Below are 26,741 nucleotides of genomic sequence, written 5' to 3'. Positions count from 1 at the left end.
GAGGAGGGTAGAGTATGGGATTTTTTTCAGAAGAATTCTTAAGTTGGTTAGACCAGCACGCCGATGAAATTGACAAAAAATCATGTCAAGCTGGAGAAGAGCTGATTGAGAAAATTGCTGCAGAAGGTGCCTTTCGTGTAGGAGTACCAAAAGTTCTTGGAGGGCTAGGTGGAAGTGACCAAGATGTTATCGATATCCTTGCAGAACTCGCTCAACATTCCTTAACAGCCTCCTTTATCTCATGGGGGCAACGAACTTTAATAGACAATATTCTACATACTGACAATGCTTATTTCAAAGAAGTTTACTTGGAAAAACTCTTATCAGGAGAATATGCAGGTGCTACGGCCTTGTCTAATGCGGTTAAGTATCTATCTGACTTAGAGGAACTAAATGTTCGTATCCTTGAAGAAAATGGGAATTATTATCTTAAAGGACGACTTCCTTGGGTAACCAATGCTCGTAGGGATCGCTTCCTCACTATTTTTGTAGCAGGATTTGCAGATGATCCGAGTACAAGTTATGTAGTAGCCGTACCATCAGACGCAGAAAACTTTAGTCGTTCCGAAGATTTGGAATTTGTCTCTCTTCAAGGAGGTAATACAGCAGCTCTGACTTTTAACAAGGTCCCTTTAAAGGAAGAGTGGATTCTATCCAAGGATGCTCATCAATTTTTAGCGCAAAATCGTCCAGCCTTTTTAGGCTACCAATTTGGCCTAGCCTTTGGCTTAGCTGAACGTTCACTCTCAGAAGTCGAAAAAGAATTGGGGAAACGAGGTGTCTTGAAGGAAGAATGGCAGCATCAGGTCGAACAGTTAGATGATATTCGACATTCTCTCTATCAAGGACTATCTGAAGAGTCCTACTTCGTTAGAAATCCGCGTGAGCTTTTCCAGTTACGGATTGATATTGTTGATGTTGTTGCTCAAAGTCTCTTATTAGAACTACAAGCTGGTGGCGGTAGAGGATACTTTAGTAAATCGACATCCGGTTTCATACGTCGTTGGAATGAAGGTGCCTTTTTGCCAATTGTTTCTCCTAGTGCTGTGCAATTGCGACATATTCTAGCGACAAACTAAAAATAAAGAAAATAAAAACGAGGTTTATCTTTTTAAACTTCGTTTTTTAATACTTCATTTAAGCGCTTTTATGCTATACTGATAATAACATGACTATTGGAGGTTCACATGAAAAAACTCCCCTTGGCCTTTTCAGGGTGCTTATTGGGATTGGCTGGAGCAGGCAATCTCATCCTGGATATTTTTCCACTATTATCGCACGTCTTTAGTTTGTCAGGCTTGATTTTATGGTTTTATTTTTTATACAGTCATCTTAGTGATTGGCAAGAAAGCCAGCAAGAACTTAAGAAAGCTCCTCTATTATCGGGAATGGCGACCTTTCCCATGGCAGGGATGATTTTATCAACTTATTTGTTACGAATCTTACCCATGAACATGAGCATTGTTGCGCAGATTCTTTGGTGGTTTGCTTTTCTTTTAGATGTAGGTTTAATCATTTACTTCACTAAAAATTATGTGCAGACTAAACCAAGAACGAGCGCAACGCCAAGTTGGACAGTTCTCTATGTAGGGATAGCAGTAGCAAGCTTGACCTACCCAGTCGTGGGCATAGTCGAGATTGCCTATGGCGCTTGGATTTTTGGTTTTACCTTAACCCTTTTCCTTTATCCTCTGATTTATCAAGATTTGAAAAGTAATCCATTGCCACGGGCTTTGCTGGGGCAAGAAGGAATCTATTGTGCTCCCTTTTCTCTATTGTTAGCAGCACTCGTTCGGATCGGAGGTTCAGGACTTCATAACTGGATTTTGCTAGTCATGATTTTTGCCTCACAGACTTTCTTTTTCTTTGTTCTCAGTCGTTTACCAAGGATTTTAAAACAGGGATTTCAACCAGCTTTTTCAGCCCTAACCTTCCCAACTATCATCACAGCAACTTCATTGAAAATGGCCCAAGGCATTCTGCAGTTTCCAGTCCTTAACTTTCTCGTTTGGTTAGAGATTATCATTTGTTTAACGATTCTTGTCTATGTATTAGTAGAATATATGCGGTATTTAAGAAACTAAAAAAGCCCCTAGCACTGAGAAGTGTTAGGGGTTCTTCTATCACGAACGTGTAAATTAATTAGTTCAGCTTATACCTACTGTTCTTCATGTTCAGATAAAAAATAATAAGTCATAGTACTGAAGATTGATCCTACTCCAAGTCCTACTAGTAGGAAAAATGCGATCATTTTGAGTTCTAGAAACTGCAAGAAGAAATCTGTAATGGAGTGATTTTCAAGAAGTACTTTTTTGGAAAATAGGATAAATAAGTAGAGAGTTGGGATGCTGGTTCCAACTAACCAACTTCTTAACTTGATTTGACGCTTGCTGTAAGTGATTTGTGGAATCTCAGTTTGATCATCATCTTCTAAGTGGAGCCCTCTAGTAGAATATCTTGCCTTGAGACTGAGGGCAAAAATCATCAAGAAGTAGAGATAGGGCATAGCCGTTCGAACTATCTCTATAAAGCGCCCAAACAAAAGATAGAACAGGAAGAGAAAGAAGGAAGAGTAAAAGATTTGGACCATGGAACGGGCGCAAGCCTTGTAGATGACCTCTTGACGGCATTCATCAAAGGGTCCTTGGATATGAAAGAAATTTCGAACTAAGCGAGTGGTTAAGTCTTCTTTTTTCATGGTAGTGACCTCTTAATAACCTTGTTTTTGATTAGCTTCTTTAAAGAGTTGATAGAGAGTATAGAAGTAGACTAGACTAAAAACGATACAGATGGTTAGAAATAAGAGATATCTCCAATCCATAGAATTCGTTAACAGTTGTGGGAAAGATACGAGGATAAAGCAGAGAGATGCGTTTAAGATGCGTATTTTTTTTGATGTGATTTTCTGAAATCTTTGTCCTTTGTTCAAGACAGGAAGGGCTAAGAGGAAGATGATCAGAAAAGGACGCGTAATTTGGCCATAAACTAGGAAAACTGTCACAAAGATACTGACCAAAATATGACTGAGAATTAAAGTTTGTAGTGATTTCATAAGTTTCCTCCTAATCGTCGTCTTGATCTTCTCTAGCTTTTTGAATACGAAGAGTGACGACAATATGCACTGTTAATCCGAAAAAGAAGGCTGCAACGATGGTCGACAAGATACTTCTGGTATTCAGAAGAGAGGTAAGATAGCTCTTGCTATCATCCATTAGGATATTGAGAAGTGGCATTCCAAAGAACATGGCTATTCCATAGATCAGACCAGCTTTAAGTCCGGGATTACGTAACTGTTTCTTTTCCTTCTGGCTCAACATATCAGGATCGATAGCAGCAATACCAGTTTTTTTAGTTTGAGTAGTGACATAGAGAGCACAAACCAAGGAAACCAGAAAAATAATGATTGGATATCCGAAAGCGACCATTTGGGGATATTTATAAGCAAGGACAAAGGGGATGAAATTGCCTAGAGTCATGAGGTAAAAGAGAATCATAAAGACTTTATTCCCGATGTGGTCAGCCTCGCGTCGTTTGTGTTCATCAAGTGGCCCTGAAATGCCATAGATACGTTTGATTAGTTTTTCATAGAGGGGTTCTTTTTTCATTTTTCTTCTCCTTTTTAAAAATCATCCTCCCAAAAGAGACTGTTGAGGTCAGTTTGGAGGCTTCGAGCGAGATTGAGACAGAGTTCCAGGGTAGGATTGTACTTGTCGTTCTCAATCATGTTGATAGTTTGCCTAGAGACACCGATATCCTTGGCAAGTTCGAGTTGGGACTTTCCCAGTTCCTTGCGGAATTCTTTTACGCGATTCATGCTTCCTCCTTTTTAGTTTATGTCACATATATTTGACTATAGTATATTCTTTTAAGAACATAATGTCAACTATTTTTGACATATTTTTAAAAGAATCTTGGTGATAATATTCCTATGTGAAAATCTTTTAGCGATTTTATGCTATAATGAAGAAAAATAAGAGTGATTTGGATACCCTGAATGCTATCCAATAAAGAAAGAGCAGAAAATGAACCATAAGATTGCAATTTTATCAGACATTCACGGCAACACTACGGCTTTGGCTGGAGTGCTTGAGGACGCTAAAAATTTGGGAGCGACTGAATATTGGCTTTTGGGAGATATTTTTCTTCCTGGGCCGGGAGCAAATGACTTGGCGGCTCTTTTGAAAGACCTACCACTTACAGCATCGGTTCGAGGCAACTGGGATGATTGTGTCTTAGAGGCTTTATATGGGCAATATGGTTTAGAGGATCCAGAAGAAATTCAGCTTCTCAGGATGACCCAATATCTGATGGAGCGTCTAAACCCAGAGCATATTGATTGGTTGAGGAATCTACCTATGGTAGCCAAGAAAGAAGTCGAAGGCTTGCGTTTTTCTCTTTCTCATAATTTACCTGAGAAAAATTATGGTGGTGATTTGCTGGTTGAAAATGGTACAGAAAAATTTGACCAGTTACTTGATGAAACTATTGATGTAGCCGTCTATGGTCATGTTCACAAGCAGTTGCTTCGTTATGGTAGCCAAGGTCAACAAATCATCAATCCAGGTTCGATTGGTATGCCTTATTTTAACTGGAAAGAGCTGAAAAATCACCGAGCCCAGTATGCCTTACTCGAAGTTGAAAATGGTGAATTGGTCAATATCCAATTTAGAAAAGTTGCCTATGACTATGAAGCAGAGCTAGAATCAGCTAAGACCAAAGGCCTTCCTTTTATCGAAATGTATGAGGAATTACGACGTGAGGACAACTATCAAGGCCATAATAGAGATTTGTTAGCTAGTTTAATTGACAAGCATGGCTATGTAGAGGATGTGAAAAATTATTTTGATTTTTTGTAAGAGTTGCTTTAACTAACAGATACTAAATAAACGATTGGACTAGCCAATCGTTTTTAATATATCTTATTGTAATTGAGATTTATCTGGTAGGTAAGATCCACCGAGATAGGTCTTGCTGAGTTTTTCAAGGGTTCCATCTTGGTAGAGTTCTTTGAGAACCTTGTCGAATTGCTCTTTAAATTCTTTTTGGTCGCTTGAGAAGATGATGTAGTTGTTTGGATTGTCATTGCTTTTCAAGTCAACTACGTTCAAGTCTAAACCTCGGTCTTGGATAATTTTTTGAACAGAGATTTTATCAAAGATTAGGAAATCAAATTCACCGTTGGCGAGGTCAGTCAGACGCTTAGCCACATCTTCGCCAGAATATTGGATGGTAGCAGGATTGTCGGAGTGGCTTTGATTCCAGTCTGTAACAACCTTGGCAGTAGAAGTTCCAGTGTCATCCTGAGTAGTTTTACCAGCGATGTCTTGAAGAGAAGTAAGTGCCTTGTCTTTTTTGCTCACAAGAACCAAAGGATTTTTTGCGATAGGTAGAGAGTAGAGGTATTTGTCTGCTCTTTCTTTGGTGTAGCTCAAGTTGTTGGCAGCAGCTTGGTAACGGCCAGCATCCACTCCAGGGAAGATACTTTCCCAAGCAGTTTTTTGAAATTCAATCTTGTATTGATCCAGTTTTTCATCGACTGCTTTTAAAACCTCAACATCATATCCAGTTAGGCTTCCCTCTTGCTCAAAGTCAAAAGGAGGGATGTCTCCAGCAGTTGCTACGACAATGGTTTTAGGACTAGCAGTGGCAGTAGAAGTACTATCTTGTTTGGCTTGTCCACAGGCGACCAACAAGGGACTAATGGCTAATAATAAGAATAATTTTTTCATGTGTGTCTCCTTTACTTAATGGTATCTAGCTTACCAGACAATCAATCAAATAGCCAATATATATTCTTTATGGAAGTGATAGAAAAATATTATAATTTTCAGTTTGAGTTTGTAATCTAAAATTTAAATCAGATAAGAAAAAGATAATTTAGGCCACAAATGAAAAATCTCTGCAAGCTCTTTCAAAATATGGTAAAATGGAAGCAGTAGAAATAGAAAAGGAAATCAATTATGAAATTTCTTGAGTTAAATAAAAAACGTCATGCGACCAAGCATTTTATTGATAAACCAGTTGATCCTAAGGATGTTCGTACAGCTATCGAAATCGCAACCTTGGCCCCAAGCGCTCACAACAGTCAGCCTTGGAAGTTTGTTGTGGTTCGTGAGAGAAATGCTGAACCAGCAAAATTGGCTTACGGTTCAAACTTTGAGCAAGTAGCATCTGCCCCTGTAACCATTGCCTTGTTTACTGATACAGACCTAGCCAAACGCGCTCGCAAGATTGCTCGAATTGGTGGTGCCAATAATTTCTCAGAAGAACAACTACAGTACTTTATGAAAAATCTTCCAGCAGAATTTGCACGTTATAACGAACAGCAAGTCAGTGACTACTTGGCCCTTAATGCAGGGTTGGTTGCGATGAACTTGGTCCTTGCATTGACTGACCAGGGAATCGGTTCAAATATTATCCTTGGTTTTGATAAATCAAAAACCAATGAAGTCTTGGAAATCGAAGAACGCTTCCGTCCAGAGCTCTTGATCACAGTAGGATACACAGACGAGAAGTTGGAACCAAGTTACCGCTTGCCAGTAGATGAAATTATCGAAAAAAGATAGGAAGAAAAAAATGACAGTTTTTGATTTTACAGCAGAAGTAGAAAAACGTAAAGAAGACCTCTTGGCTGACTTGTTTAGCCTTTTGGAAATCAACTCAGAACGTGATGACAGCAAGGTAGATGCTCAACATCCATTTGGACCTGGGCCAGTAAAAGCTTTGGAGAAATTCCTTGAAATCGCTGACCGTGATGGCTATCCAACAAAAAATGTTGACAACTATGCAGGACATTTTGAGTTTGGTGAAGGTGAAGAAGTTCTCGGTATCTTTGCCCACATGGACGTGGTGCCAGCAGGTAGCGGATGGGACACTGATCCTTATACTCCAACCATCAAGGATGGTCGTCTCTATGCGCGTGGTGCTTCAGATGACAAGGGTCCTACAACGGCTTGTTACTATGGTTTGAAAATCATCAAAGAATTGGGACTTCCAACTTCTAAAAAAGTTCGTTTTATCGTCGGAACTGATGAAGAATCAGGTTGGGCAGATATGGACTACTACTTTGAGCATGTAGGACTTGCAAAACCAGACTTTGGCTTCTCTCCAGATGCTGAATTCCCTATTATCAATGGTGAAAAAGGAAATATAACAGAATACCTTCACTTTGCAGGTGAAAATACTGGTGCAGCTCGTCTTCATAGCTTTACAGGTGGCTTGCGTGAAAACATGGTACCTGAGTCAGCAACGGCAGTTGTTTCAGGTGACTTGGCTGACTTGCAAGCTAAACTAGATGCCTTCGTAGCAGAGCACAAACTCAGAGGAGACATTCAAGAAGAGAATGGTCAGTACAAGGTAACTGTAATTGGTAAATCAGCCCACGGTGCTATGCCTGCTTCAGGTGTCAATGGTGCGACTTATCTTGCCCTCTTCCTCAGCCAATTTGCCTTTGAAGGACCTGCAAAAGACTACCTCGATATTGCTGGTAAGATTCTCTTGAATGACCACGAAGGCAAGAACTTGAAAGTAGCTCATGTGGATGAAAAGATGGGTGCCCTTTCTATGAATGCGGGTGTTTTCCGCTTCGACGAATCAAGTGCTGACAATACTATTGCCCTCAACTTCCGTTATCCAAAAGGAACAAGCCCAGAGCAAATCAAGTCAGTTCTTGAAACCTTGCCAGTTGCTTCAGTTAGCCTTTCTGAACATGAGCATACTCCTCACTACGTACCAATGGAAGATCCACTCGTTCAAACCTTGTTGAATGTTTATGAAAAACAAACAGGTCTTAAAGGTCATGAACAAGTCATCGGTGGTGGAACCTTTGGACGTCTTTTGGAACGCGGTGTAGCCTACGGTGCCATGTTCCCAGATTCTATCGATACTATGCACCAAGCCAACGAATTTATCGCCTTGGATGATCTCTTCCGTGCAGCAGCTATCTACGCTGAAGCTATTTACGAATTGATCAAATAATGCTATAGAAGTCTGAGATTTAATGCTTAGACTTCTTTTTGGAGGAGAAAATGTCTCAAATCGAAAGAATCAAGCAAGCTATCATAGAGGATCCACAGAATGCCAGCTATACTGAGCAAGGCATCGAGCCACTCTTTGCAGCACCAAAAACAGCTCGTATCAATATCATTGGGCAGGCGCCAGGTCTCAAAACCCAGGAAGCAGGGCTATACTGGAAGGATAAAAGTGGGGACCGCTTGCGAGAATGGTTGGGTGTGGATGAAGACACCTTTTATAACTCAGGTTACTTTGCAGTCATGCCCATGGATTTCTACTTTCCAGGTCATGGGAAATCGGGTGACCTGCCACCTCGTCCAGGTTTTGCAGAAAAATGGCATCCAAAACTCTTGAAGGAGTTACCAGATATTCAATTAACACTCTTGATTGGGCAGTATGCCCAAGCCTACTATCTACATGAGAAAGTTAGTGGTAAGGTGACAGACCGTGTGCATCGGTTCAAGGATTATTTGCCTGATTATTTCCCTCTGGTGCATCCTTCACCACGCAATCAAATCTGGATGAAAAAAAATCCTTGGTTTGAGGCAGAAGTGGTTCCAGAATTACAAGCATTGGTACAAAAGATTATTCATCAATAAAGGAGAAAAAGGATGGATGCCTATCAACAAGTAGCTAATAAGTTACAAGAGTTGGGGATTACCTATGATGTGGTGGATCATCCACCTGCATTCTCGACAGAGCAGGCAGATAGCTATATTGAAGGCCTGGAAGGGGTTCGGACCAAATCTATGTTTTTGACCAACAAAAAGAAAACCCAGTACTATTTGCTCATCATGGATGACAAGAAACCATTGGATATGGATGACTTTAAAGTTCAAGTGGGAGCTAATCGGATCCGCATGGCCTCATTGGATTCCTTGGCTGAGAAAATGAACCTACCAGCAGGAACAGTATCACCTTTTGGTTTGTTAAATAATGAAGAAAAAGACATTCATGTTTATTTTGATAAGGATATTGTATCAGAGGATGTCATGACCTTCCACCCTAATACAAATGAAAAAACGATTTTTATTAAAACCCAAGACTTGTTTCGATTTTTAGAGTCGATTGGATTTACCTATGAGATAGTAATCTTACCTTAATGCCATTATAAAGGAGAAATGATGAAAGAAATTACTTTTAATGATTTTTACCAACTATACCAGAAAGAGTCGCTTTCTGTATTAGATGTGAGAGAAGTAGAGGAATTTGAGACTCTTCATTTAGAAGGCGCTCGTAATTTACCTCTGAGTCAACTGGCAGATACTTATGAGCAACTAGATAAAACCCAGCCTTACTACGTGATCTGTAAGTCAGGAATACGTTCCGCACGTGCCTGCCAATTTTTAGCAGAACATGGCTATGAGGTTGTCAATGTCCAAGGTGGCATGGATGCCTTTGAATAAGAAAAATTTCCTTCGAAACCTTTAAAAAAATGGGAAGGCTTCGAAGGATTTTTTTGCATTAAAATTTGGAAAATTGAAAACATTTCAGAATTGTTTCGTGACAGCCTTTTCTAGCCTTTAATCATGTTATACTAAGAAAGTATTTTATTTTTAATAAGGAGAGTTTATGGCTAAAAAAGGTGCTTTAACAGGATTACTCCTGTTTGGAATATTTTTTGGAGCAGGTAACTTGATTTTCCCTCCAACTCTAGGCGCACAGTCTGGAGAAAACTTCCTTCCTGCCATTGCAGGATTTGTATTTTCAGGTGTTGGGATTGCCGTCCTAACCTTAATCATTGGAACCCTTAATCCAAAGGGCTATATCTATGAAATTTCTAAGAAAATTTCACCATGGTTTGCGACAATTTATCTTGCAGCTTTGTACTTGTCGATTGGTCCATTCTTTGCCATTCCACGTACAGCAACGACATCATTTGAAGTTGGTATTAGTCCGCTATTAGATCAAGCAGATAAAGGTTTAGGTTTGATTGTCTTCACCATTCTCTACTTTGTAGCTGCCTACCTAATCTCGCTGAATCCTTCAAAAATCTTGGATCGTATCGGTCGAATCTTGACTCCAGTTTTTGCTATCTTAATTGTTATTCTGGTTATCCTTGGAGCTTTCAAGTATGGTGGGAACGCACCACAAGTAGCGTCAGGAGCTTATCAAGCATCAGCCTTTGGCGCAGGTTTCCTTGAAGGATACAATACACTTGATGCGCTTGCATCGGTTGCCTTCAGTGTTATTGCAGTTCAAACCTTGAAACAACTTGGTTTCTCAAGTAAGAAAGAGTATATTTCAACCATTTGGGTGGTTGGAATCGTTGTAGCACTCGGATTTAGTGCTCTCTACATCGGTCTAGGTTTCTTGGGCAATCATTTCCCAGTAACAGAAGAAGCAATGAAGAGTGGAACTCCTGGAGTTTATATCTTGTCTCAAGCGACTCAAGAAATCTTTGGTTCTACTGCTCAGCTTTTCCTTGCGGCTATGGTAACCGTTACTTGCTTTACAACGACTGTAGGGTTGATTGTATCAACTGCCGAGTTCTTTAACGGACGTTTCCCACAAATCAGCTACAAGGTTTATGCGACAGTCTTTACCTTGATTGGTTTTGCTATTGCAAATCTTGGTCTGAGTGCTATTATTAAGTACTCTGTACCAGTTCTCGTTATTTTGTACCCAATTACGATTGCCATTGTCATGATTGTGATTGTGAACAAGTTTGTCGCTCTTTCAAAACCAGGAATGCAACTAACGGTTGGCATTGTCACAGCTATTGCTATTGCAAGTGTTTTAGGATCTACTTTTAAAGTCGAGGTCCTTGCAAATATCGTGAACGCTCTACCATTTGCGGAGGCTTCTCTACCATGGTTGGTACCAGCTATTATCGGTATTCTACTTTCTCTTGTTCTTCCAAATAAACAAGAAAGTGAAGCTTTTGAAATGGAATAAAAAAACTTGGCATTGGCCAAGTTTTTTTCTATTTAGTCTTAGTTGCTTAGTTTTTTTCTGTATAACCAAGGTCTGTTAACATTTTCTTAGAGGCTTTAAAACTTACGTTTTTTCCAACGCCTGAGTATTCTTCTGGTAAAGCTTTTCTAAGTTCGTCAATGCTTGCAACTGAAAGATCGATTTCAAGATCTTGAACGACTTTACCATCTTTAACTTCGATTGAGAAGGTTACCCCTTTGAGTCCCTTATAGCCTTTGTAGGTTTCTTCAAGAATACTTTTTACAGCATCTGCAGTATTATTGAGGACTTCAGGGTCAGCTACATTATGAGCAGTTTGTTTGACAACATTATCACCGTCAACCGTATATGTTAAGGTTGATACGACACCAGGCTGAGAATCGTTCACAAAGGTAGCAGTTTTTAATTCTGATTTCTTTTCAGTAGTACTAGATTCAGAAGTTTTTACCTCAGTCGTTTCTGGTGTAGAAGAGCTAGAAGAAGTGGTTGAAGATTGTTTTGAACATCCCAACAAGAATACCAAAGGCAAGGCTAAGAAAAGTGTCGTTTTGAAATATTTGTTCATTTTGTATTCCTTTCATCATAACGCTTTACTTAATTTTACCATAGATTAATTTTAAAATCAAAGTATTTTAAGTTTTTCTTTTTTGCACATACTACGATGGGAAAAGTGATATAATGGTAACAAGAGGTGAAAAAATGAATCAAACTGTAGAATATATCAAAGAACTAACTGCTATTGCGTCACCAACAGGTTTTACGCGTGAAATTACGAATTATCTAGTTGAGACGCTTGAAAAACTAGGCTATCAACCAGTCCGCACGGCTAAGGGTGGAGTGAACGTTACCATTAAAGGGAAAAATGACGAGCAACAACGCTATGTGACTGCTCATGTGGATACTCTGGGAGCTATCGTCCGTGCTGTTAAACCAGACGGTCGTCTCAAGATGGACCGTATCGGTGGCTATCCTTGGAACATGATTGAAGGCGAAAACTGTACAGTCCATGTGGCTAGCACAGGAAAAACCGTTTCAGGTACGATTTTGATCCACCAAACTTCTTGTCACGTTTACAAAGATGCTGGAACTGCGGAACGTACACAGGACAATATGGAAGTTCGTTTGGATGAAAAAGTTACCAACGAAAAAGAAACACGCGCACTCGGTATCGAAGTTGGAGACTTTATCAGTTTTGACCCACGAACTGTCGTGACTGAGACAGGCTTTATCAAGTCTCGTCATTTGGATGACAAGGTCAGCGCAGCTATTCTCCTTAATCTCCTCAAAGTCTACAAAGAAGAAGGGATTGAACTTCCTGTCACTACGCATTTTGCCTTTTCAGTTTTTGAAGAAGTGGGACATGGTGCTAACTCAAGTATCCCTAGTCAAGTTGTTGAGTACCTAGCAGTAGACATGGGAGCAATGGGAGATGATCAGCAGACAGACGAGTACACAGTCTCTATCTGTGTCAAGGATGCTTCAGGTCCTTATCACTATGAATTCCGTCAACATTTGGTTGCTTTAGCAAAAGAGCAAGACATTCCATTTAAACTAGATATCTATCCATTTTACGGTTCGGATGCTTCTGCGGCCATGTCAGCTGGAGCAGAAGTCAAGCACGCGCTTCTAGGAGCGGGTATTGAGTCTAGTCACTCATACGAGCGTACCCATGTTGATTCTGTCGTAGCAACTGAACGTATGGTCGATGCCTATCTCAAGAGTGAGTTGGTGGACTGAAGGGTCGATAAAGTATTATGTATGAAATACTGAAACAAATAGCAACGCCTGCTATAATAACAGGGGTGATTTCGAGTTTGTATGCTTATTTTCAAAAGAAAAAAGAGGAATATCGTAAGTATGTGTATGAAAATAAACAAGAAAACTTTAAAGAACTAGTTGTTTATGTTGATGAACTGGTAGATAAAGGGATTACTAATCCAGATTTAGAAAAACTACTTTTTAAAATTTCTCAAAAAATTAATCCGTATGGACGAAAAATAAAAACTTTTGGAAAATATCAGTGGATAGAAGATGATGGATATGTTTGGTATCAAATAGAAATTATAGAGAAAAAACTTGCTTCTCAAATACTTCAAATAGAAGATTTAAAAGAACTAGCTCATCGGATACAAATTTCTAAACAATTACTAGATATTAAAGTAGAAAATAATATTCCGCTCATAAATTCAGCTAAAATATGGTTTTATTTATTTCAGTATATGATGTTATTACTTCAGCTATTTTTCATATACTCTGGGTATAAGAGTTTTATCGAACAATCCACTGAACTCTCTTCGTTTTTGATTTTTTGCTTGATTTTTGTAATGATTTTAATTTTTTTACTCCCAGAATTGACTGTTAATGAAAGCGATGATAGAAACTCTGAAATAGGCATTACAGTGCTCCCTTTCTTTATTGCCACAGTTGATGCTGGAATAGCGTATTATTTGTATAATAATTCTTCTATTGTTCTGTTTGTTGGAATGGTTTCACTTTGTCTAAGTCTTTGTGTAGTATTTTCAAAAGCTATTATTTTCGGGGAAAATGAAATTGGTAAAGTATCTACAATTTATATTGAAGAATATCGAAAACTTCAGGGACCCAAGTTAAGTAAGAGACGCTTTAGAAATTATTTTAAAGTCATTCCATTTTTAAATAAGATTAAGATTTTATTTCATAAAGATAAGAGGGAGGGGAATGATGACCTATAAACACAGACTCTTTGACCTTAATCACTCCCTTTTAGAGTTGAAAGGAGAAACTTATGTGCCTCATCTGTCAACGAATTGAACTCATCAAGTCTGGTGACAATCCTTACTTTGTGAAGGAACTGGAAACAGGCTATGTTGTTATTGGAGACCACCAGTATTTTGAAGGTTACACTCTATTCTTAGCCAAGGAACATGTCACAGAATTACACCAACTAGATCCAAGCGTTAAACTTCGCTTTCTAGAGGAAATGAGTCTGGTTCAGGAAGCTGTTTCTAAGGCTTTTTCTGCTCAAAAGATGAATGTAGAGTTGTTAGGAAATGGAGATGCACATGCCCACTGGCATATTTTTCCAAGACGAGAGGGTGATATGAAGGGACACGGTCTTAATGGTCGTGGTCCAGTTTGGTGGGTTCCATGGGAAGAAATGATTGCTGAAGAATATCAAGTTAAGGGAATTAAATTAGAAGACTTGATTGCAAGATTATCTGAGACTTTAAACCAGATGATTAAATGAAAGGATAACAGATGAAAAAAAGATACCTTATCTTATCAGGATTATTAGCCTTGACATTGGCAGCTTGTTCACAAGAAAAAACAGCAACTACAGAGGCCAAGTCTTCTACAGAACAAAAGACTGTACAAGAAGGAACCGCGGGAAGTAAGTCTCAAGAAGCTAGTCAAAAGAAAGCAGAAGTGGTCAACAAAGGAGATCACTACAGCATTCAAGGAAAGTACGATGAGATTGTTGTCGCTAATAAGCATTATCCTATGTCAAAAGATTACAATCCTGGAGAAAATCCTACTGCAAAGGCAGAACTGTTAAAACTCATTGCAGCTATGCAACAAGCAGGTTTCCCAATTAGTGATCACTATAGTGGCTTTAGAAGTTATGAAACTCAAACTCAGCTTTATCAAAACTATGTAAATAAAGATGGCAAGGCTGAAGCTGACCGCTATTCGGCAAGACCTGGTTATAGTGAACACCAAACTGGTCTGGCTTTTGACCTGATTGAAACAAATGGAGACCTAGTCACTGAAGAAAAGGCAGCCCAATGGCTTTTGGACCATGCAGCTGACTATGGTTTTGTCGTTCGTTATCTAAAAGGTAAGGAAAAGGAAACGGGTTATATGGCTGAGGAATGGCACCTTCGCTATGTTGGCAAAGAAGCCAAAGAAATCGCAGCTAGTGGTCTCAGTTTAGAAGAGTACTATGGCTTTGAAGGTGGAGACTATGTTGATTAGTCGCAAAACATCTTGCAAGATTACTTAAATTTTGATAAAATGAATAATAATTAAATAGGAATCTGCAAGACTAGTATCTCAGGGGAAGTATATCAGGGAGGAGAGCCGTGACTGAAAGCTCTCTATATGAAAGCTGGGTGAATTCACTTGCCTATGGATTCAGAAATAAAGGTCTGACTTGTCAGATGAAAACGGATGGTACCGCGTGTCAACGCTCCGAGTGGAGTTTTTGGCATGTGGTTTTCTTTTTATCTACGAGCGACTGATGGAGGAATTATGTCAACTATTGAAGAACAATTAAAAGCGCTTCGTGAAGAAACGCTAGCTAGCTTGAAGCAGATTTCTGCTGAAAATAAAAAAGAGCTGCAAGAATTGCGCGTCTCTGTCCTTGGTAAAAAAGGTTCCCTTACTGAAATCCTGAAAGGGATGAAAGATGTTTCTGCAGAAATGCGTCCTGTTATCGGGAAACACGTCAATGAAGCTCGTGATGTTTTGACAGCTGCATTTGAAGAATCAGCTAAGCTCTTGGAAGAAAAGAAAGTGGAAGCTCAACTAGCAAGTGAGAGCATTGATGTTACACTTCCAGGTCGTCCAGTTGCGACTGGTCACCGTCACGTCCTCACACAAACTAGTGAAGAAATAGAAGATATCTTCATCGGGATGGGTTACCAAGTAGTGGATGGTTTTGAAGTAGAACAAGACTACTACAACTTTGAACGTATGAACCTTCCAAAGGATCACCCAGCTCGTGATATGCAGGACACTTTCTATATCACAGAAGAAATCTTGCTTCGTACTCACACGTCTCCAGTTCAGGCGCGTGCTATGGATGCCCATGATTTTTCAAAAGGTCCTTTGAAGATGATCTCACCAGGACGTGTATTCCGCCGTGATACGGATGATGCAACCCACAGTCACCAGTTCCACCAAATCGAAGGTTTGGTTGTTGGGAAAAACATCTCTATGGCTGACCTTCAAGGAACCCTCCAGTTGATTGTGCAAAAAATGTTTGGTGAAGAGCGTCAAATCCGTTTGCGTCCATCTTACTTCCCGTTCACAGAGCCATCTGTTGAGGTGGATGTTTCATGCTTTAAGTGTGGAGGAGACGGCTGTAACGTATGTAAGAAAACTGGTTGGATCGAGATTATGGGTGCCGGTATGGTTCACCCACGTGTCCTTGAGATGAGTGGCATCGATGCAACTGTTTACTCTGGTTTTGCCTTTGGTCTTGGTCAAGAGCGTGTAGCTATGCTTCGTTACGGAATCAACGATATCCGTGGATTCTACCAAGGAGATATCCGCTTCTCAGAACAGTTTAAATAATGATTAGAAAAGTGGAAATAGCAGATGTTGAGGTGTTGGCAAAAATTGCCAAACAAACCTTTCGTGAAACATTTGCTCATGATAATACGGAAGAGCAGTTACAGGAATACTTTGAAGAGGCTTATAATCTGAGAGTTTTGTCAACTGAGTTGGAAGATCCTGACTCTGAAACCTATTTCATTATGCATGAAGAGGAGATAGCTGGTTTTCTCAAAGTCAACTGGGGAAATGCTCAAACCGAGAGAGAATTAGAGAACGCTTTTGAAATTCAACGTCTCTATGTGCTACAAACATATCAAGGATTTGGACTTGGTAAGCAACTATTTGAATTCGCTTTGGAACTTGCAGAAAAAAATGGTTTTTCCTGGGCTTGGCTAGGTGTTTGGGAGCATAATACAAAAGCTCAAGCATTTTATAATCGATATGGTTTTGAAAAATTTAGCCAACATCGTTTTATGGTTGGGCAAAAGGTAGATACGGATTGGTTACTGAAAAAGAAATTAAGGTAAGAAGATAATTCTTCTAATGAAATGATAGGAAAGGAAAAAAACTAGAGTGACAACTGTCATTCTGGAGAATTAAATTATGCTTGTATCTTATAAATGGTTAAAAGAATTGGTGGACATTGATGTACCATCACAAGAGTTGGCTGAAAAAATGTCAACTACAGGGATCGAGGTAGAAGGTGTGGAATCACCTGCTGCTGGTCTCTCAAAAATTGTCGTTGGTGAGGTCTTGTCTTGTGAAGATGTGCCCGAAACACACTTGCATGTCTGCCAAGTCAATGTGGGTGAAGAAGAAGCCCGTCAAATCGTCTGTGGAGCACCAAATGTGCGTGCAGGCATCAAGGTCATGGTGGCTCTTCCAGGTGCTCGCATTGCGGACAACTACAAAATCAAAAAAGGGAAAATCCGTGGTTTAGAATCTCTCGGAATGATCTGTTCACTTGGTGAATTAGGGATTTCTGACTCAGTTGTACCGAAAGAATTTGCAGATGGCATCCAAATCTTGCCAGAAACTGCTGTTCCAGGTGAGGAAGTCTTCTCCTATCTAGACTTGGATGATGAAATCATCGAACTTTCCATCACGCCAAACCGTGCAGACGCTCTTTCTATGCGTGGGGTAGCTCACGAAGTAGCAGCTATCTATGACAAGGCAGTCAACTTCAAAGAATTTACTTTAACAGAAACAGACCAAGTTGCGGCGGATGCTCTTTCTGTCAGCATTGATACAGACAAGGCTCCTTACTATGCAGCTCGTATCTTGGACAATGTGACCATCGAACCAAGTCCACAATGGTTGCAAAACCTCCTCATGAACGAAGGCATCCGTCCGATTAACAATGTCGTCGACGTGACCAACTATATCTTGCTTTACTTTGGTCAACCCATGCATGCCTTTGACTTGGATACTTTTGAAGGGACTGAAATCCGTGTGCGTGAAGCACGTGCTGGTGAAACATTGGTAACCTTGGACGGTGAAGAACGTGACTTGGAAACAAATGACTTAGTCATCACTGTAGCAGACAAGCCAGTAGCTCTTGCAGGTGTCATGGGTGGTCAGGCTACAGAAATCTCTGAAAAGTCTACTCGTGTGGTTCTTGAAGCTGCTGTTTTCAATGGCAAATCTATCCGTAAGACAAGTGGTCGCCTCAACCTTCGTTCTGAATCATCTTCTCGCTTTGAAAAAGGCATCAATGTGGCAACTGTTAACGAAGCTCTTGATGCGGCAGCAAGCATGATTGCGGAATTGGCTGGTGCGACAGTGCGGAAGGGCATCGTTTCAGCAGGGCAGTTGGATACATCTGATGTAGAAGTTTCTTCTACTCTTGCAGACGTCAACCGTGTCCTCGGTACAGAGCTTTCCTACGTAGATGTAGAAGATGTCTTCCGTCGTCTTGGATTTGGCCTTTCTGGAAATGCAGATAGCTTCACAGTAAGCGTACCACGTCGTCGCTGGGACATCACTATCGAAGCGGATCTTTTTGAAGAAATCGCTCGTATCTATGGTTATGACCGCTTGCCAACCAGTCTTCCAAAAGATGATGGAACAGCTGGTGAATTGACTGCGACACAAAAACTCCGCCGTCAAGTTCGTACCATCGCTGAGGGAGCAGGTTTGACAGAAATTATCACCTACGCTCTTACAACTCCTGAAAAAGCGGTCGAGTTTACGATTCAGCCAAGTCATTTGACAGAATTGATGTGGCCAATGACTGTGGACCGTTCAGTTCTCCGTCAAAATATGGTTTCAGGTATTTTGGATACAGTTGCCTACAACGTAGCACGTAAGAATAAAAACTTGGCTCTTTATGAGATTGGAAAAGTCTTCGAGCAAATCGGTAATCCAAAAGAAGAATTGCCAAATGAAATCAATAGCTTTGCCTTTGCCTTGACTGGCTTAGTTGCTGAAAAAGACTTCCAAACAGTAGCTGTCCCAGTTGACTTCTTCTATGCCAAGGGAATTTTGGAAGCTCTCTTTGCTCGCTTGGGTCTTGAAGTGACTTATACAGCAACCTCTGAAATCGCTAGCCTTCACCCAGGACGTACAGCCTTGATTTCACTCGGTGACCAAGTCCTTGGTTTCCTCGGTCAAGTACATCCTGTTACAGCTAAATCTTACGATATTCCAGAAACTTATGTAGCAGAGCTCAACCTTTCAGCTATCGAGAAAGTTCTTCAACCAGCAGCTCCATTTGTGGAAATTACTAAATTCCCAGCAGTCAGCCGTGATATCGCTCTTCTCCTCAAAGCAGAAGTGACTCACCAAGATGTGGTTGATGCCATCAAATCTGCAGACGTGAAACGTTTGACAGATATCAAACTCTTTGATGTCTTCTCAGGTGAAAAACTAGGACTCGGTATGAAGTCAATGGCTTATAGCTTGACCTTCCAAAATCCAGAAGATAGCTTGACTGATGAAGAAGTCGCACGCTACATGGAAAAAATTCAAGCATCACTTGAAGAAAAAGTGAATGCAGAAGTGCGTTAAAAATTTTCAATCCATCCCTAGGGATGGATTTTTTAGTAGAAAAAATCATCAAGCTTTAGCCTGATGATTGAATCAAATTGACGGGGAAACAACTCCTTTTTAATACTGTTACAAGATGATCAAACATCGGTATTTTTTGTCATCCAATCAGCTATGAAGTGATAGGTATCGTTTCGATTATTCTCGTTTAGAATTTCGTGACGAGCCTCTTCAACTAATCGGAGGCTTACTTTCGAATGTGAAGCCTTTAGGAGATTTACAAATCTTTCTATACCTTTACCATTTTCTCCTAGAGGATCTTCTTGTCCTGAAATCACGAGAATTGGGAGTTGGGTTGGAATCTCATCAATCACTTGTTTACTAGCTACTTGATTTGAGAAGTAAAAAATAGATCTGTACATAGGAATAGTAGGTATGAATTGACAGAATGGATCATTCAGATAAGCTTGGTTGGATTCTTCATTTTTTGAGAGCCAATCGACAGATGTTTTAGGGTTCTTAATACTTCGATTAAAGCTATCAGTTGATAGATAAGTCAAGAGTTTACTACGGTGTTTATTCCCTTTTATAAGTCGGATGCATTCTGTTAGGATGAGAGCGAATCGAGTCAGAAATTGAGGCTGTTGACCAGTCGCCATGATAATTAAGGCATTGATAGGTGGTTTTCGTTTAGCTACATAATAGCGACACATAAGAGACCCCATAGAATGCCCTAGAAGGACGATTGGAAGTTCTGGATAGCTTTCTTGAATGAAGGAGGTCACTCTTTCAATATCATCGATGAGTTCCTCGGGAGATTCAGGAAAGACTCCGAGTTGACTTGGATTTTGAGCAGTATAGCCGTGGCCGAGATGATCATGGCTGATAACAGTAAAGCCTTCGTTATTCATGGCTAGAGCAAATTCTTCATATCGTTCCACGTACTCTACCATTCCATGTACAAGCTGAAGAACGGCTTTTGGCTGTTCAGCTTCCCAAATGATTAAGTTATTGTTGTTTGGTTCGAGTTTAAGTCTTTTTTTCATATCAGATTCCTTGCCGATGATAATCTATAGTCTATCAAAAATATACCATAAAATAGCACGATAAGCTAGGCAGGATGATGAAGATTAGTAGTTACAATTCAGGACTGAAAATGAACATTTGAGGACATAGTCGACGGATTTATCAAGAGATGAGTATAATAAATTTATCACTTAAAATCTGGAGAACTAAAATGCTTGGTGATAAGCTAATAAAGTTCCTATCCAGAAAATATCCTTCTTGAAATAAAGATTTAAAAATGTACATAAATCATTGTAAAAGCTATCAAAAAGGAGTATAATGAGTGCAATAAATTTCGGAGGTGGATGATGCTCGAAGTAAGAAATCTAGAGAAAAGTTTTGGACCTAAGCAAGTTTTGTTTGGTGTTGACTTTCAAGCACGACCAGGTCGTATTTTGGGGCTGGTTGGGAAAAATGGAGCTGGGAAAACAACTATTTTTCACAGTATTTTGAAATTTTTAGACTATCAAGGGGAGATTGAGCTTGATGGTCAAGATATTCGTCAGGAGACTTATGCTCGCATTGGTTATCTCCCTGAAGAACGTAGTCTTATGCCTAAATTGACAGTCCTTGAACAAGTTCGTTACTTGGCGACCCTAAAAGGCATGGACACCAAGGAAATCAAAGAAAAACTCCCTCAATGGATGGAAAAACTGGAAGTCAAGGGAAAACTGACGGACAAGATTAAGAGTCTCTCAAAAGGAAATCAACAGAAGATTCAGTTGATTATCACTTTGATTCATGAACCCGACTTGATTATCCTAGATGAGCCTTTTAGTGGCTTGGATCCAGTCAATACCGAACTTCTTAAGCGGGTTATCTTGAAAGAAAAAGAGCGTGGAGCAACTATTATCTTTTCTGACCATGTCATGACCAATGTCGAAGAACTTTGTGATGATATCCTGATGATTCGTGATGGGCGTGTGGTCTTGCATGGACCGGTTCAAGAGGTTCGCAATCAATACGGCAAAACACGACTTTTTGTTTCAAGTGAACGAAGCAAGGAAGAACTGGAAAATCTTCCTCATGTTAAACAGGTTAGCTTGACCAAGCAAGGTAGTTGGAAGTTGATTTTAGATGATGAAAGTGCAGGTAGAGAACTCTTCCCAATCTTGACTCAAGGTCAATATATCGCGACTTTTGATCAACAAGCGCCAACAATCGATGAAATCTTTAAATTAGAATCAGGGGTGGAAGTATGAGAAATATGTGGGTTGTAATCAAAGAAACCTATCTAAGACATGTCAAGTCGTGGAGTTTCTTCTTTATGGTAATTTCGCCTTTCCTCTTTTTAGGTCTATCTGGAGGAATTGGTGTTCTCCAAGGTTCTTCCTTGGCTCAAAATAGTAAGATAGCAGTAGTTAGTTCTGTTCCTCTTGTTACAGAAGAACTTAAATCGACCAATGGTCTTAACTTTGACTATAAGGATGAAGCGAGTGCCCAAGAAGCCATCAAGGATGAAAAAATAAAAGGCTATCTAACCATTGACCAGGAGAACAGTGTCCTTAAGGCAGTCTATCATGGTGAAACTTCACTAGAGAGTGGCATTAAGTTAGCAGTGACCGCTAAGTTGAATGAACTCCAATCCCAACTCAACCGTTCAGAAGCAAATTTGTCTCAGGAACAGGAAAAACGCTTGGCTCAAACGGTTCAATTTACAGAACAGATTGATGAAGCCAAGGAAAATAAAAAGATGGTCCAAACCTTTGCGGCTGCAGGACTGGGCTTCTTCCTTTATATGATTTTGATTACTTATGCCAGTGTCACTGCTCAAGAAGTAGCCAGCGAGAAAGGAACCAAAATCATGGAAGTGGTCTTCTCAAGCATTCGTGCTAGCCATTATTTCTATGCACGCATGATTGCCTTACTTCTTGTGATTTTGACTCATATTGGTATTTATGTCGTTGGTGGTCTTGGAGCTATCTTATTCTTTAAGGATATGCCTATCTTGGCTAATTCAGGTATTCTAAACCACTTGGGAGAGGCCTTCTCGCTTAACACCTTATTATTTATCTTAGTCAGTCTCTTCATGTATGTAGTCTTGGCAGCCTTCTTAGGTTCCATGGTTTCTCGTCCCGAAGATGCAGGAAAGGCCTTGTCTCCGTTGATGATTTTAATAATAGCTGGTTTTGTTGGCGTTACTGCACTAGGAGCTGCAGGAGACAATTTGATTTTGAAAATCGGTTCTTATATTCCTTTCATTTCGACCTTCTTTATGCCTTTCAGAGCTATCAATGGTTACGCTAATGGACTAGAAGCTTGGATTTCGCTTGCTATAACGGTTATTTTTGCAGTTACTGCAACAGCCTTTATCGGACGCATGTATGCTAGTTTGGTCCTTCAAACAGATGATTTGGGGATCTGGAAAACCTTTAAACGAGCTTTGAGTTATAAATAAAGTCACGGACCTGTGAGTGTATCTCCCAGGTCTTTTATACTCTTCGAAAATAAAATTCAAACCACGTCAGCGTCCATCTGCAACCTCAAAACAGTGTTTTGAGCAGCCTGTGGCTAGCTTCCTAGTTTGCTCTTTGATTTTCATTGAGTATTAATTAGCTGAAATATTTCACATTTATTTCTCCTAAACCTTTGACTATTAGGCAAAATTATCGTACAATAAAGAGTACATGATAAAATGAGATCAGAGTTTATCCACTCTGGCGTTAGTAGTAAAAAATGAGGAGAAACGCTTTGGAATTAGAAGTATTTGCTGGGCAAGAAAAAAGTGAACTATCTATGATTGAGGTGGCTCGTGCCATCTTGGAACTCCGTGGTCGTGATCACGAAATGCATTTTAGTGATTTGGTTAATGAAATCCAAAACTATCTCGGTACCTCTAATAGCGATATTCGTGAAGCTTTGCCTTTGTTCTACACAGAGTTGAACTTTGACGGTAGCTTTATCTCACTTGGAGATAACAAATGGGGTCTTCGTTCATGGTATGGAGTTGATGAAATCGATGAGGAAATCATTGCTCTTGAAGAAAGTGATGATGAAGAAGTAGCACCTAAGGCTAAGAAAAAACGTGTCAACGCCTTCATGGATGGTGATGCAGATGCTATTGATTACAGTGCAGATGATCCAGAAGATGAGGATGCATACGAAGAAGATCCAGCTCTTTCTTATGATGATGAAAATCCAGATGATGAGAAGAATGAAGTGGAAGCCTATGATGCTGAAATCAATGAAATCGCCCCAGATGATCTAGATGAAGAAGTCGATCTTAATGAAGAAGACGACGAAGATTCTGAAGAAGAGGAAGAATAAAAATAAAAAGGAGTTGGAGCTGGAATCGGTCTATCAAGTCTCGATTTCCTAGATCCAGCCTCTTTTTACTTTTTAGTTTGAATGAGTTATGCAAGATGGAATGGCAAGCCAACGATTTGTTCTATTTGACAAATGCTTCATTTTGAGGTAATATATTGTTCGGGCACCTCCTTTAGAGGTCGGAGCTCCCTAGTTATTAGGGAGCTATTTTTGTTTTTTCCAGGAAGCTTTTCTTCTTGGGGTGTAGTTATTGATGAAGGTCTTGTTTTCTCAATCCCCTGTTAGTAAACAAGACCTTGAGCATTTTAGAAAGAGGAATCTATGTCTACGAAATATATTTTTGTCACTGGTGGTGTGGTGTCGTCAATTGGGAAAGGAATCGTTGCAGCGAGCCTTGGGCGTCTTTTGAAAAACCGTGGTTTGAAGGTGACCATTCAAAAATTTGACCCTTATATCAATATTGACCCAGGAACCATGAGCCCTTACCAGCACGGAGAAGTATTTGTAACAGATGATGGGGCTGAGACAGATTTGGACCTAGGCCACTATGAGCGTTTCATCGATATTAACCTTAATAAATACTCAAACGTGACAACTGGTAAAATCTACAGCGAAGTTCTTCGTAAGGAACGCCGTGGAGAGTACCTTGGAGCAACTGTCCAAGTTATTCCTCATATTACAGATGCCTTGAAAGAAAAAATCAAGCGTGCTGCTCTTACGACAGACTCTGATGTCATTATTACAGAGGTTGGTGGAACAGTCGGCGACATCGAGTCCCTTCCATTCTTAGAAGCTCTTCGTCAGATGAAGGCAGATGTGGGTGCAGATAATGTCATGTATATCCATACGACCTTGCTTCCTTACCTCAAGGCAGCTGGTGAAATGAAAACCAAACCAACTCAACACTCTGTCAAAGAATTGCGTGGTCTGGGAATCCAGCCAAATATGTTGGTCATTCGTACAGAAAAACCAGCAGGACAAGGGATTAAAAATAAACTAGCCCAGTTCTGTGATGTGGCGCCAGAAGCAGTTATCGAGTCCTTGGATGTGGATCATCTTTACCAAATCCCACTTAATCTGCAAGCACAAGGCATGGATCAAATCGTCTGTGACCATTTGAAAATTGATGCACCTGCAGCAGATATGACAGAGTGGTCAGCTATGGTTGACAAGGTCATGAATCTCAAAAAACAAGTCAAGATTGCCCTTGTTGGTAAGTATGTTGAGTTGCAAGATGCCTACATCTCAGTTGTTGAAGCTTTGAAACACTCTGGTTATGCCAATGATGCAGAAGTGAAGATTGATTGGGTCAATGCTAACGATGTGACAGCTGACAATGTGGTAGAACTTCTATCTGACGCTGACGGAATCATCGTTCCAGGTGGTTTTGGTCAACGTGGAACAGAAGGTAAGATTGAAGCGATTCGCTATGCGCGTGAAAATGATGTACCAATGCTTGGAGTCTGCTTGGGTATGCAGTTGACCTGTATCGAGTTTGCCCGTAATGTCTTAGGTCTTGAAGGAGCTAATTCAGCAGAGCTAAATCCTGATACCAAATACCCTATCATTGATATCATGCGTGATCAGATTGATGTTGAGGACATGGGTGGTACCCTTCGTTTGGGACTTTATCCTTCTAAGTTAAAACGTGGTTCTAAGGCAGCGACAGCTTATCATAACAAAGAAGTGGTCCAACGTCGCCACCGTCACCGTTATGAGTTTAACAATGCCTTCCGTGAACAGTTTGAAGGGGCAGGATTTGTCTTCTCAGGTGTTTCACCAGACAATCGTTTGGTAGAAATTGTGGAAATTCCAGAAAATAAATTCTTTGTGGCTTGTCAGTACCATCCAGAGCTATCAAGCCGTCCAAACCGCCCAGAAGAACTCTACACTGCTTTTGTAACAGCAGCGGTTGAAAATAGTAAATAGTCATGATTAAACCTTTGAGAGTCGTCTCAGAGGTTTTTCCTATATAAATTTAGGATATCACTTGCAAAAAAATATCATAGTGATATAATTAACATGAATAAAAACAGGAGGAAATCTCATGAAAAAAATTACACTATTTAGTTTGTCATTGGCAGGGTTGGCTATGTTTATTCTTCCTCAATCTGCCAAAGCTTTTGAATTACAAGAGGTATGGCCTATTAAAGGTGGTATTCGATACGAGAATGGGAAAGTCAGCAAGATTAATAATGGATATGAAGTAAATATTAAAGTGTTAGATTTACCTAGTAATAGCGCGATCGAATGGACAGTTAGATTGAATGGAGAAAAGCAAAATACTAACTTCTTAGCGGAGGAAAGAACTGTATCTAAAACTGAAGATAAGGGACGTTTCTTGCACTTTTATATCCCCTATGGATATCGTGGGGATATTGTAGTAGAGGCTAAGAGTGGAAATGAAGTAAAGACCTGGTCCACTAAAGTAGTTGACGATGTTTATTCAGATGACGCTAAGAGTGGTTACTTTGTTCTCGATGGGGACCAAATCTTAGAAAGTTCATGGGATTCTCTAAATGAATCTTATATTGCAACCCTTCCAACTGAAACATCAGGAAAATCTGTTGTTGCCTGGCGTGAAGAAGGAACTCTTAATTTAATTAAACCAGGAAGAATTGTTCGGAAATATAATAGTAGTGGATCGTATGTAGAACTTTCTCCAATCTTTGAAACTGCTAGCTGGCTAAAATCAAAACAAAACTGGTACTATCAAAAACAAGGCCAACTAGTTAAAGATGCTTGGATTAAGGATCAGGGAAGCTGGTATTTTATGGATGATAAAGGGGTTATGTTTAATCAAACATGGCTTCATCAAGGTGGCAGCTGGTATGCCTTTAAATCATCAGGAGCTATGATTTCAGCTGATTGGTTATATGATAACGGTTCTTGGTATTACCTAAAAGACTCAGGTTCAATGGCGACAGGCTGGCTTAAAGATGGTGGTACTTGGTATTATCTAAAAGACTCAGGTTCAATGGCAACAGGCTGGATCAAAGATAACGGTTCTTGGTATTACCTAAAAGATTCTGGTGCAATGGCAACAGGTTGGGTCAAAGATAATGGTAAGTGGTACTATCTGGCTTCATCTGGTAATATGCTTAGCAATACACGCACACCAGATGGATATTATGTAGATGCCAGCGGTGTTTGGAAATAATCATGAAACAGAGAAAATCTATTAGGGAGGTAGATTTTCTTTTTTTCATTTTCACAATTATGAAAATCTGGAA

General features: G+C 39.9%; 28 protein-coding genes. 21 read left to right on the top strand and 7 right to left on the bottom strand.

The window, feature by feature from the left end; translation table 11 throughout:
* Positions 1–14 precede the first annotated feature (14 nt).
* Positions 15–1,079, top strand: a complete 1,065-nt coding sequence (locus ACESOD_RS06285) for an acyl-CoA dehydrogenase family protein (RefSeq protein WP_061862753.1) — start codon at positions 15–17, stop codon at positions 1,077–1,079.
* Between the two features lie 108 nt (positions 1,080–1,187).
* On the top strand, positions 1,188–2,084 hold the full coding sequence (locus tag ACESOD_RS06280) for a TDT family transporter (protein WP_061862754.1): 897 nt from the start codon (positions 1,188–1,190) through the stop codon (positions 2,082–2,084).
* 74 nt (positions 2,085–2,158) lie between these two features.
* On the opposite strand, the gene ACESOD_RS06275 is transcribed toward ACESOD_RS06280, so the two are convergent.
* From ACESOD_RS06275 to ACESOD_RS06260, 4 genes are read right to left on the bottom strand one after another with little or no spacing between them, the layout of a single operon-like run.
* Complete coding sequence (locus ACESOD_RS06275; RefSeq protein WP_061862755.1) at positions 2,159–2,698, bottom strand: DUF3278 domain-containing protein; 540 nt, start codon at positions 2,696–2,698, stop codon at positions 2,159–2,161.
* 12 nt (positions 2,699–2,710) lie between these two features.
* Positions 2,711–3,052: a hypothetical protein gene (locus tag ACESOD_RS06270; RefSeq protein ID WP_373094535.1), complete on the bottom strand. Its 342-nt coding sequence runs from the start codon at positions 3,050–3,052 to the stop codon at positions 2,711–2,713.
* A 10-nt stretch (positions 3,053–3,062) separates the two neighbouring features.
* Positions 3,063–3,605: a DUF3278 domain-containing protein gene (locus ACESOD_RS06265; protein ID WP_373094534.1), complete on the bottom strand. Its 543-nt coding sequence runs from the start codon at positions 3,603–3,605 to the stop codon at positions 3,063–3,065.
* 14 nt (positions 3,606–3,619) lie between these two features.
* A complete protein-coding gene (locus ACESOD_RS06260) occupies positions 3,620–3,814 on the bottom strand; it encodes a helix-turn-helix transcriptional regulator (protein ID WP_006152985.1) in 195 nt (64 codons plus the stop codon).
* 208 nt (positions 3,815–4,022) lie between these two features.
* Here ACESOD_RS06260 and ACESOD_RS06255 point away from each other — a divergent pair, with 208 nt between their 5' ends.
* On the top strand, positions 4,023–4,856 hold the full coding sequence (locus ACESOD_RS06255) for a metallophosphoesterase family protein (protein WP_373094533.1): 834 nt from the start codon (positions 4,023–4,025) through the stop codon (positions 4,854–4,856).
* Positions 4,857–4,919: 63 nt separating this feature from the next.
* On the opposite strand, the gene ACESOD_RS06250 is transcribed toward ACESOD_RS06255, so the two are convergent.
* Entirely contained in the window at positions 4,920–5,729 is an 810-nt protein-coding gene (locus ACESOD_RS06250) for an amino acid ABC transporter substrate-binding protein (RefSeq protein ID WP_373094532.1), read from the bottom strand.
* A gap of 231 nt (positions 5,730–5,960) precedes the next feature.
* Between ACESOD_RS06250 and ACESOD_RS06245 the strand changes: the two genes are divergently transcribed.
* From ACESOD_RS06245 to brnQ, 6 genes are all read left to right on the top strand, one after another.
* Complete coding sequence (locus ACESOD_RS06245; protein WP_373094531.1) at positions 5,961–6,566, top strand: nitroreductase family protein; 606 nt, start codon at positions 5,961–5,963, stop codon at positions 6,564–6,566.
* A 10-nt stretch (positions 6,567–6,576) separates the two neighbouring features.
* Complete coding sequence (pepV, locus tag ACESOD_RS06240; protein WP_373094530.1) at positions 6,577–7,977, top strand: dipeptidase PepV; 1,401 nt, start codon at positions 6,577–6,579, stop codon at positions 7,975–7,977.
* Positions 7,978–8,027: 50 nt separating this feature from the next.
* A complete protein-coding gene (locus tag ACESOD_RS06235) occupies positions 8,028–8,612 on the top strand; it encodes a uracil-DNA glycosylase family protein (RefSeq protein ID WP_301559045.1) in 585 nt (194 codons plus the stop codon).
* Between the two features lie 12 nt (positions 8,613–8,624).
* Positions 8,625–9,116, top strand: a complete 492-nt coding sequence (locus ACESOD_RS06230; protein WP_301559046.1) for a prolyl-tRNA synthetase associated domain-containing protein — start codon at positions 8,625–8,627, stop codon at positions 9,114–9,116.
* A gap of 21 nt (positions 9,117–9,137) precedes the next feature.
* Positions 9,138–9,419 (top strand): rhodanese-like domain-containing protein, encoded by a 282-nt coding sequence (locus ACESOD_RS06225; protein ID WP_061862761.1) that lies wholly within the window; start codon positions 9,138–9,140, stop codon positions 9,417–9,419.
* Between the two features lie 166 nt (positions 9,420–9,585).
* Positions 9,586–10,911, top strand: a complete 1,326-nt coding sequence (gene brnQ / locus ACESOD_RS06220; RefSeq protein ID WP_373094529.1) for a branched-chain amino acid transport system II carrier protein — start codon at positions 9,586–9,588, stop codon at positions 10,909–10,911.
* Positions 10,912–10,957: 46 nt separating this feature from the next.
* Here the strand turns inward: brnQ and ACESOD_RS06215 are convergent, their stop codons facing one another.
* A complete protein-coding gene (locus ACESOD_RS06215; protein WP_049502908.1) occupies positions 10,958–11,494 on the bottom strand; it encodes a DUF1307 domain-containing protein in 537 nt (178 codons plus the stop codon).
* A 134-nt stretch (positions 11,495–11,628) separates the two neighbouring features.
* On the opposite strand from ACESOD_RS06215, the gene ACESOD_RS06210 reads away from it, so the two are divergent.
* The 7 genes from ACESOD_RS06210 (at position 11,629) to pheT (ending at position 19,197) form a co-directional block, all read left to right on the top strand.
* A complete protein-coding gene (locus ACESOD_RS06210; protein WP_371620464.1) occupies positions 11,629–12,666 on the top strand; it encodes a M42 family metallopeptidase in 1,038 nt (345 codons plus the stop codon).
* A 17-nt stretch (positions 12,667–12,683) separates the two neighbouring features.
* On the top strand, positions 12,684–13,640 hold the full coding sequence (locus ACESOD_RS06205; RefSeq protein ID WP_373094528.1) for a hypothetical protein: 957 nt from the start codon (positions 12,684–12,686) through the stop codon (positions 13,638–13,640).
* A gap of 53 nt (positions 13,641–13,693) precedes the next feature.
* Positions 13,694–14,155, top strand: coding sequence for an HIT family protein (locus ACESOD_RS06200; RefSeq protein WP_320693167.1), 462 nt, complete (start codon positions 13,694–13,696; stop codon positions 14,153–14,155).
* Positions 14,156–14,166: 11 nt separating this feature from the next.
* On the top strand, positions 14,167–14,883 hold the full coding sequence (gene ldcB, locus ACESOD_RS06195; protein ID WP_320693166.1) for an LD-carboxypeptidase LdcB/DacB: 717 nt from the start codon (positions 14,167–14,169) through the stop codon (positions 14,881–14,883).
* Positions 14,884–15,159: 276 nt separating this feature from the next.
* A complete protein-coding gene (gene pheS / locus ACESOD_RS06190) occupies positions 15,160–16,206 on the top strand; it encodes a phenylalanine--tRNA ligase subunit alpha (protein ID WP_373094527.1) in 1,047 nt (348 codons plus the stop codon).
* The gene (locus ACESOD_RS06185) at positions 16,206–16,715 is read left to right on the top strand and encodes a GNAT family N-acetyltransferase (protein WP_070677101.1); all 510 of its coding nucleotides are present in this window, start codon (positions 16,206–16,208) and stop codon (positions 16,713–16,715) included. Before pheS ends, ACESOD_RS06185 begins: the two co-directional genes overlap by 1 nt.
* 76 nt (positions 16,716–16,791) lie before the next feature.
* On the top strand, positions 16,792–19,197 hold the full coding sequence (gene pheT, locus ACESOD_RS06180; protein ID WP_373094526.1) for a phenylalanine--tRNA ligase subunit beta: 2,406 nt from the start codon (positions 16,792–16,794) through the stop codon (positions 19,195–19,197).
* Positions 19,198–19,316: 119 nt separating this feature from the next.
* On the opposite strand, the gene ACESOD_RS06175 is transcribed toward pheT, so the two are convergent.
* Positions 19,317–20,222, bottom strand: coding sequence for an alpha/beta fold hydrolase (locus tag ACESOD_RS06175; protein WP_373094525.1), 906 nt, complete (start codon positions 20,220–20,222; stop codon positions 19,317–19,319).
* 327 nt (positions 20,223–20,549) lie between these two features.
* Here ACESOD_RS06175 and ACESOD_RS06170 point away from each other — a divergent pair, with 327 nt between their 5' ends.
* The 5 genes from ACESOD_RS06170 (at position 20,550) to ACESOD_RS06150 (ending at position 26,668) form a co-directional block, all read left to right on the top strand.
* Positions 20,550–21,443 (top strand): ABC transporter ATP-binding protein, encoded by an 894-nt coding sequence (locus tag ACESOD_RS06170; RefSeq protein WP_373094524.1) that lies wholly within the window; start codon positions 20,550–20,552, stop codon positions 21,441–21,443.
* The gene (locus ACESOD_RS06165; RefSeq protein ID WP_373094523.1) at positions 21,440–22,639 is read left to right on the top strand and encodes an ABC transporter permease; all 1,200 of its coding nucleotides are present in this window, start codon (positions 21,440–21,442) and stop codon (positions 22,637–22,639) included. Before ACESOD_RS06170 ends, ACESOD_RS06165 begins: the two co-directional genes overlap by 4 nt.
* 293 nt (positions 22,640–22,932) lie before the next feature.
* Positions 22,933–23,508, top strand: a complete 576-nt coding sequence (gene rpoE, locus ACESOD_RS06160; protein WP_000418422.1) for a DNA-directed RNA polymerase subunit delta — start codon at positions 22,933–22,935, stop codon at positions 23,506–23,508.
* A gap of 321 nt (positions 23,509–23,829) precedes the next feature.
* The gene (locus ACESOD_RS06155) at positions 23,830–25,437 is read left to right on the top strand and encodes a CTP synthase (RefSeq protein WP_373094522.1); all 1,608 of its coding nucleotides are present in this window, start codon (positions 23,830–23,832) and stop codon (positions 25,435–25,437) included.
* Positions 25,438–25,555: 118 nt separating this feature from the next.
* Positions 25,556–26,668 (top strand): N-acetylmuramoyl-L-alanine amidase family protein, encoded by a 1,113-nt coding sequence (locus ACESOD_RS06150; RefSeq protein ID WP_373094521.1) that lies wholly within the window; start codon positions 25,556–25,558, stop codon positions 26,666–26,668.
* The last annotated feature ends 73 nt before the right edge of the window (positions 26,669–26,741 follow it).

Origin of the sequence: Streptococcus oralis (genome assembly GCF_964238205.1) — a bacterium.
Taxonomy (GTDB): domain Bacteria; phylum Bacillota; class Bacilli; order Lactobacillales; family Streptococcaceae; genus Streptococcus; species Streptococcus oralis_CZ.
The sequence above is the reverse complement of the archived record's forward strand: the minus strand, read 5'-3'. Positions and strand labels throughout refer to the sequence as shown.

Bases quoted from the DNA above. Each gene is read 5' to 3' on its own strand.
- brnQ (WP_373094529.1), top strand. From the start codon at position 9,586: ATGGCTAAAAAAGGTGCTTTAACAGGATTACTCCTGTTTGGAATATTT.
- ACESOD_RS06205 (WP_373094528.1), top strand. From the start codon at position 12,684: ATGTATGAAATACTGAAACAAATAGCAACGCCTGCTATAATAACAGGG.
- ACESOD_RS06225 (WP_061862761.1), top strand. From the start codon at position 9,138: ATGAAAGAAATTACTTTTAATGATTTTTACCAACTATACCAGAAAGAG.
- ACESOD_RS06200 (WP_320693167.1), top strand. From the start codon at position 13,694: ATGTGCCTCATCTGTCAACGAATTGAACTCATCAAGTCTGGTGACAAT.
- ACESOD_RS06175 (WP_373094525.1), bottom strand. From the start codon at position 20,222: ATGAAAAAAAGACTTAAACTCGAACCAAACAACAATAACTTAATCATT.
- pepV (WP_373094530.1), top strand. From the start codon at position 6,577: ATGACAGTTTTTGATTTTACAGCAGAAGTAGAAAAACGTAAAGAAGAC.
- ACESOD_RS06275 (WP_061862755.1), bottom strand. From the start codon at position 2,698: ATGAAAAAAGAAGACTTAACCACTCGCTTAGTTCGAAATTTCTTTCAT.
- ACESOD_RS06215 (WP_049502908.1), bottom strand. From the start codon at position 11,494: ATGAACAAATATTTCAAAACGACACTTTTCTTAGCCTTGCCTTTGGTA.
- ACESOD_RS06235 (WP_301559045.1), top strand. From the start codon at position 8,028: ATGTCTCAAATCGAAAGAATCAAGCAAGCTATCATAGAGGATCCACAG.
- ACESOD_RS06230 (WP_301559046.1), top strand. From the start codon at position 8,625: ATGGATGCCTATCAACAAGTAGCTAATAAGTTACAAGAGTTGGGGATT.
- ACESOD_RS06270 (WP_373094535.1), bottom strand. From the start codon at position 3,052: ATGAAATCACTACAAACTTTAATTCTCAGTCATATTTTGGTCAGTATC.
- ACESOD_RS06245 (WP_373094531.1), top strand. From the start codon at position 5,961: ATGAAATTTCTTGAGTTAAATAAAAAACGTCATGCGACCAAGCATTTT.
- ACESOD_RS06155 (WP_373094522.1), top strand. From the start codon at position 23,830: ATGTCTACGAAATATATTTTTGTCACTGGTGGTGTGGTGTCGTCAATT.
- ldcB (WP_320693166.1), top strand. From the start codon at position 14,167: ATGAAAAAAAGATACCTTATCTTATCAGGATTATTAGCCTTGACATTG.
- ACESOD_RS06185 (WP_070677101.1), top strand. From the start codon at position 16,206: ATGATTAGAAAAGTGGAAATAGCAGATGTTGAGGTGTTGGCAAAAATT.
- pheS (WP_373094527.1), top strand. From the start codon at position 15,160: ATGTCAACTATTGAAGAACAATTAAAAGCGCTTCGTGAAGAAACGCTA.
- ACESOD_RS06260 (WP_006152985.1), bottom strand. From the start codon at position 3,814: ATGAATCGCGTAAAAGAATTCCGCAAGGAACTGGGAAAGTCCCAACTC.
- ACESOD_RS06255 (WP_373094533.1), top strand. From the start codon at position 4,023: ATGAACCATAAGATTGCAATTTTATCAGACATTCACGGCAACACTACG.
- ACESOD_RS06210 (WP_371620464.1), top strand. From the start codon at position 11,629: ATGAATCAAACTGTAGAATATATCAAAGAACTAACTGCTATTGCGTCA.
- ACESOD_RS06280 (WP_061862754.1), top strand. From the start codon at position 1,188: ATGAAAAAACTCCCCTTGGCCTTTTCAGGGTGCTTATTGGGATTGGCT.
- ACESOD_RS06250 (WP_373094532.1), bottom strand. From the start codon at position 5,729: ATGAAAAAATTATTCTTATTATTAGCCATTAGTCCCTTGTTGGTCGCC.
- ACESOD_RS06265 (WP_373094534.1), bottom strand. From the start codon at position 3,605: ATGAAAAAAGAACCCCTCTATGAAAAACTAATCAAACGTATCTATGGC.
- ACESOD_RS06285 (WP_061862753.1), top strand. From the start codon at position 15: ATGGGATTTTTTTCAGAAGAATTCTTAAGTTGGTTAGACCAGCACGCC.
- ACESOD_RS06150 (WP_373094521.1), top strand. From the start codon at position 25,556: ATGAAAAAAATTACACTATTTAGTTTGTCATTGGCAGGGTTGGCTATG.
- ACESOD_RS06170 (WP_373094524.1), top strand. From the start codon at position 20,550: ATGCTCGAAGTAAGAAATCTAGAGAAAAGTTTTGGACCTAAGCAAGTT.
- pheT (WP_373094526.1), top strand. From the start codon at position 16,792: ATGCTTGTATCTTATAAATGGTTAAAAGAATTGGTGGACATTGATGTA.
- ACESOD_RS06165 (WP_373094523.1), top strand. From the start codon at position 21,440: ATGAGAAATATGTGGGTTGTAATCAAAGAAACCTATCTAAGACATGTC.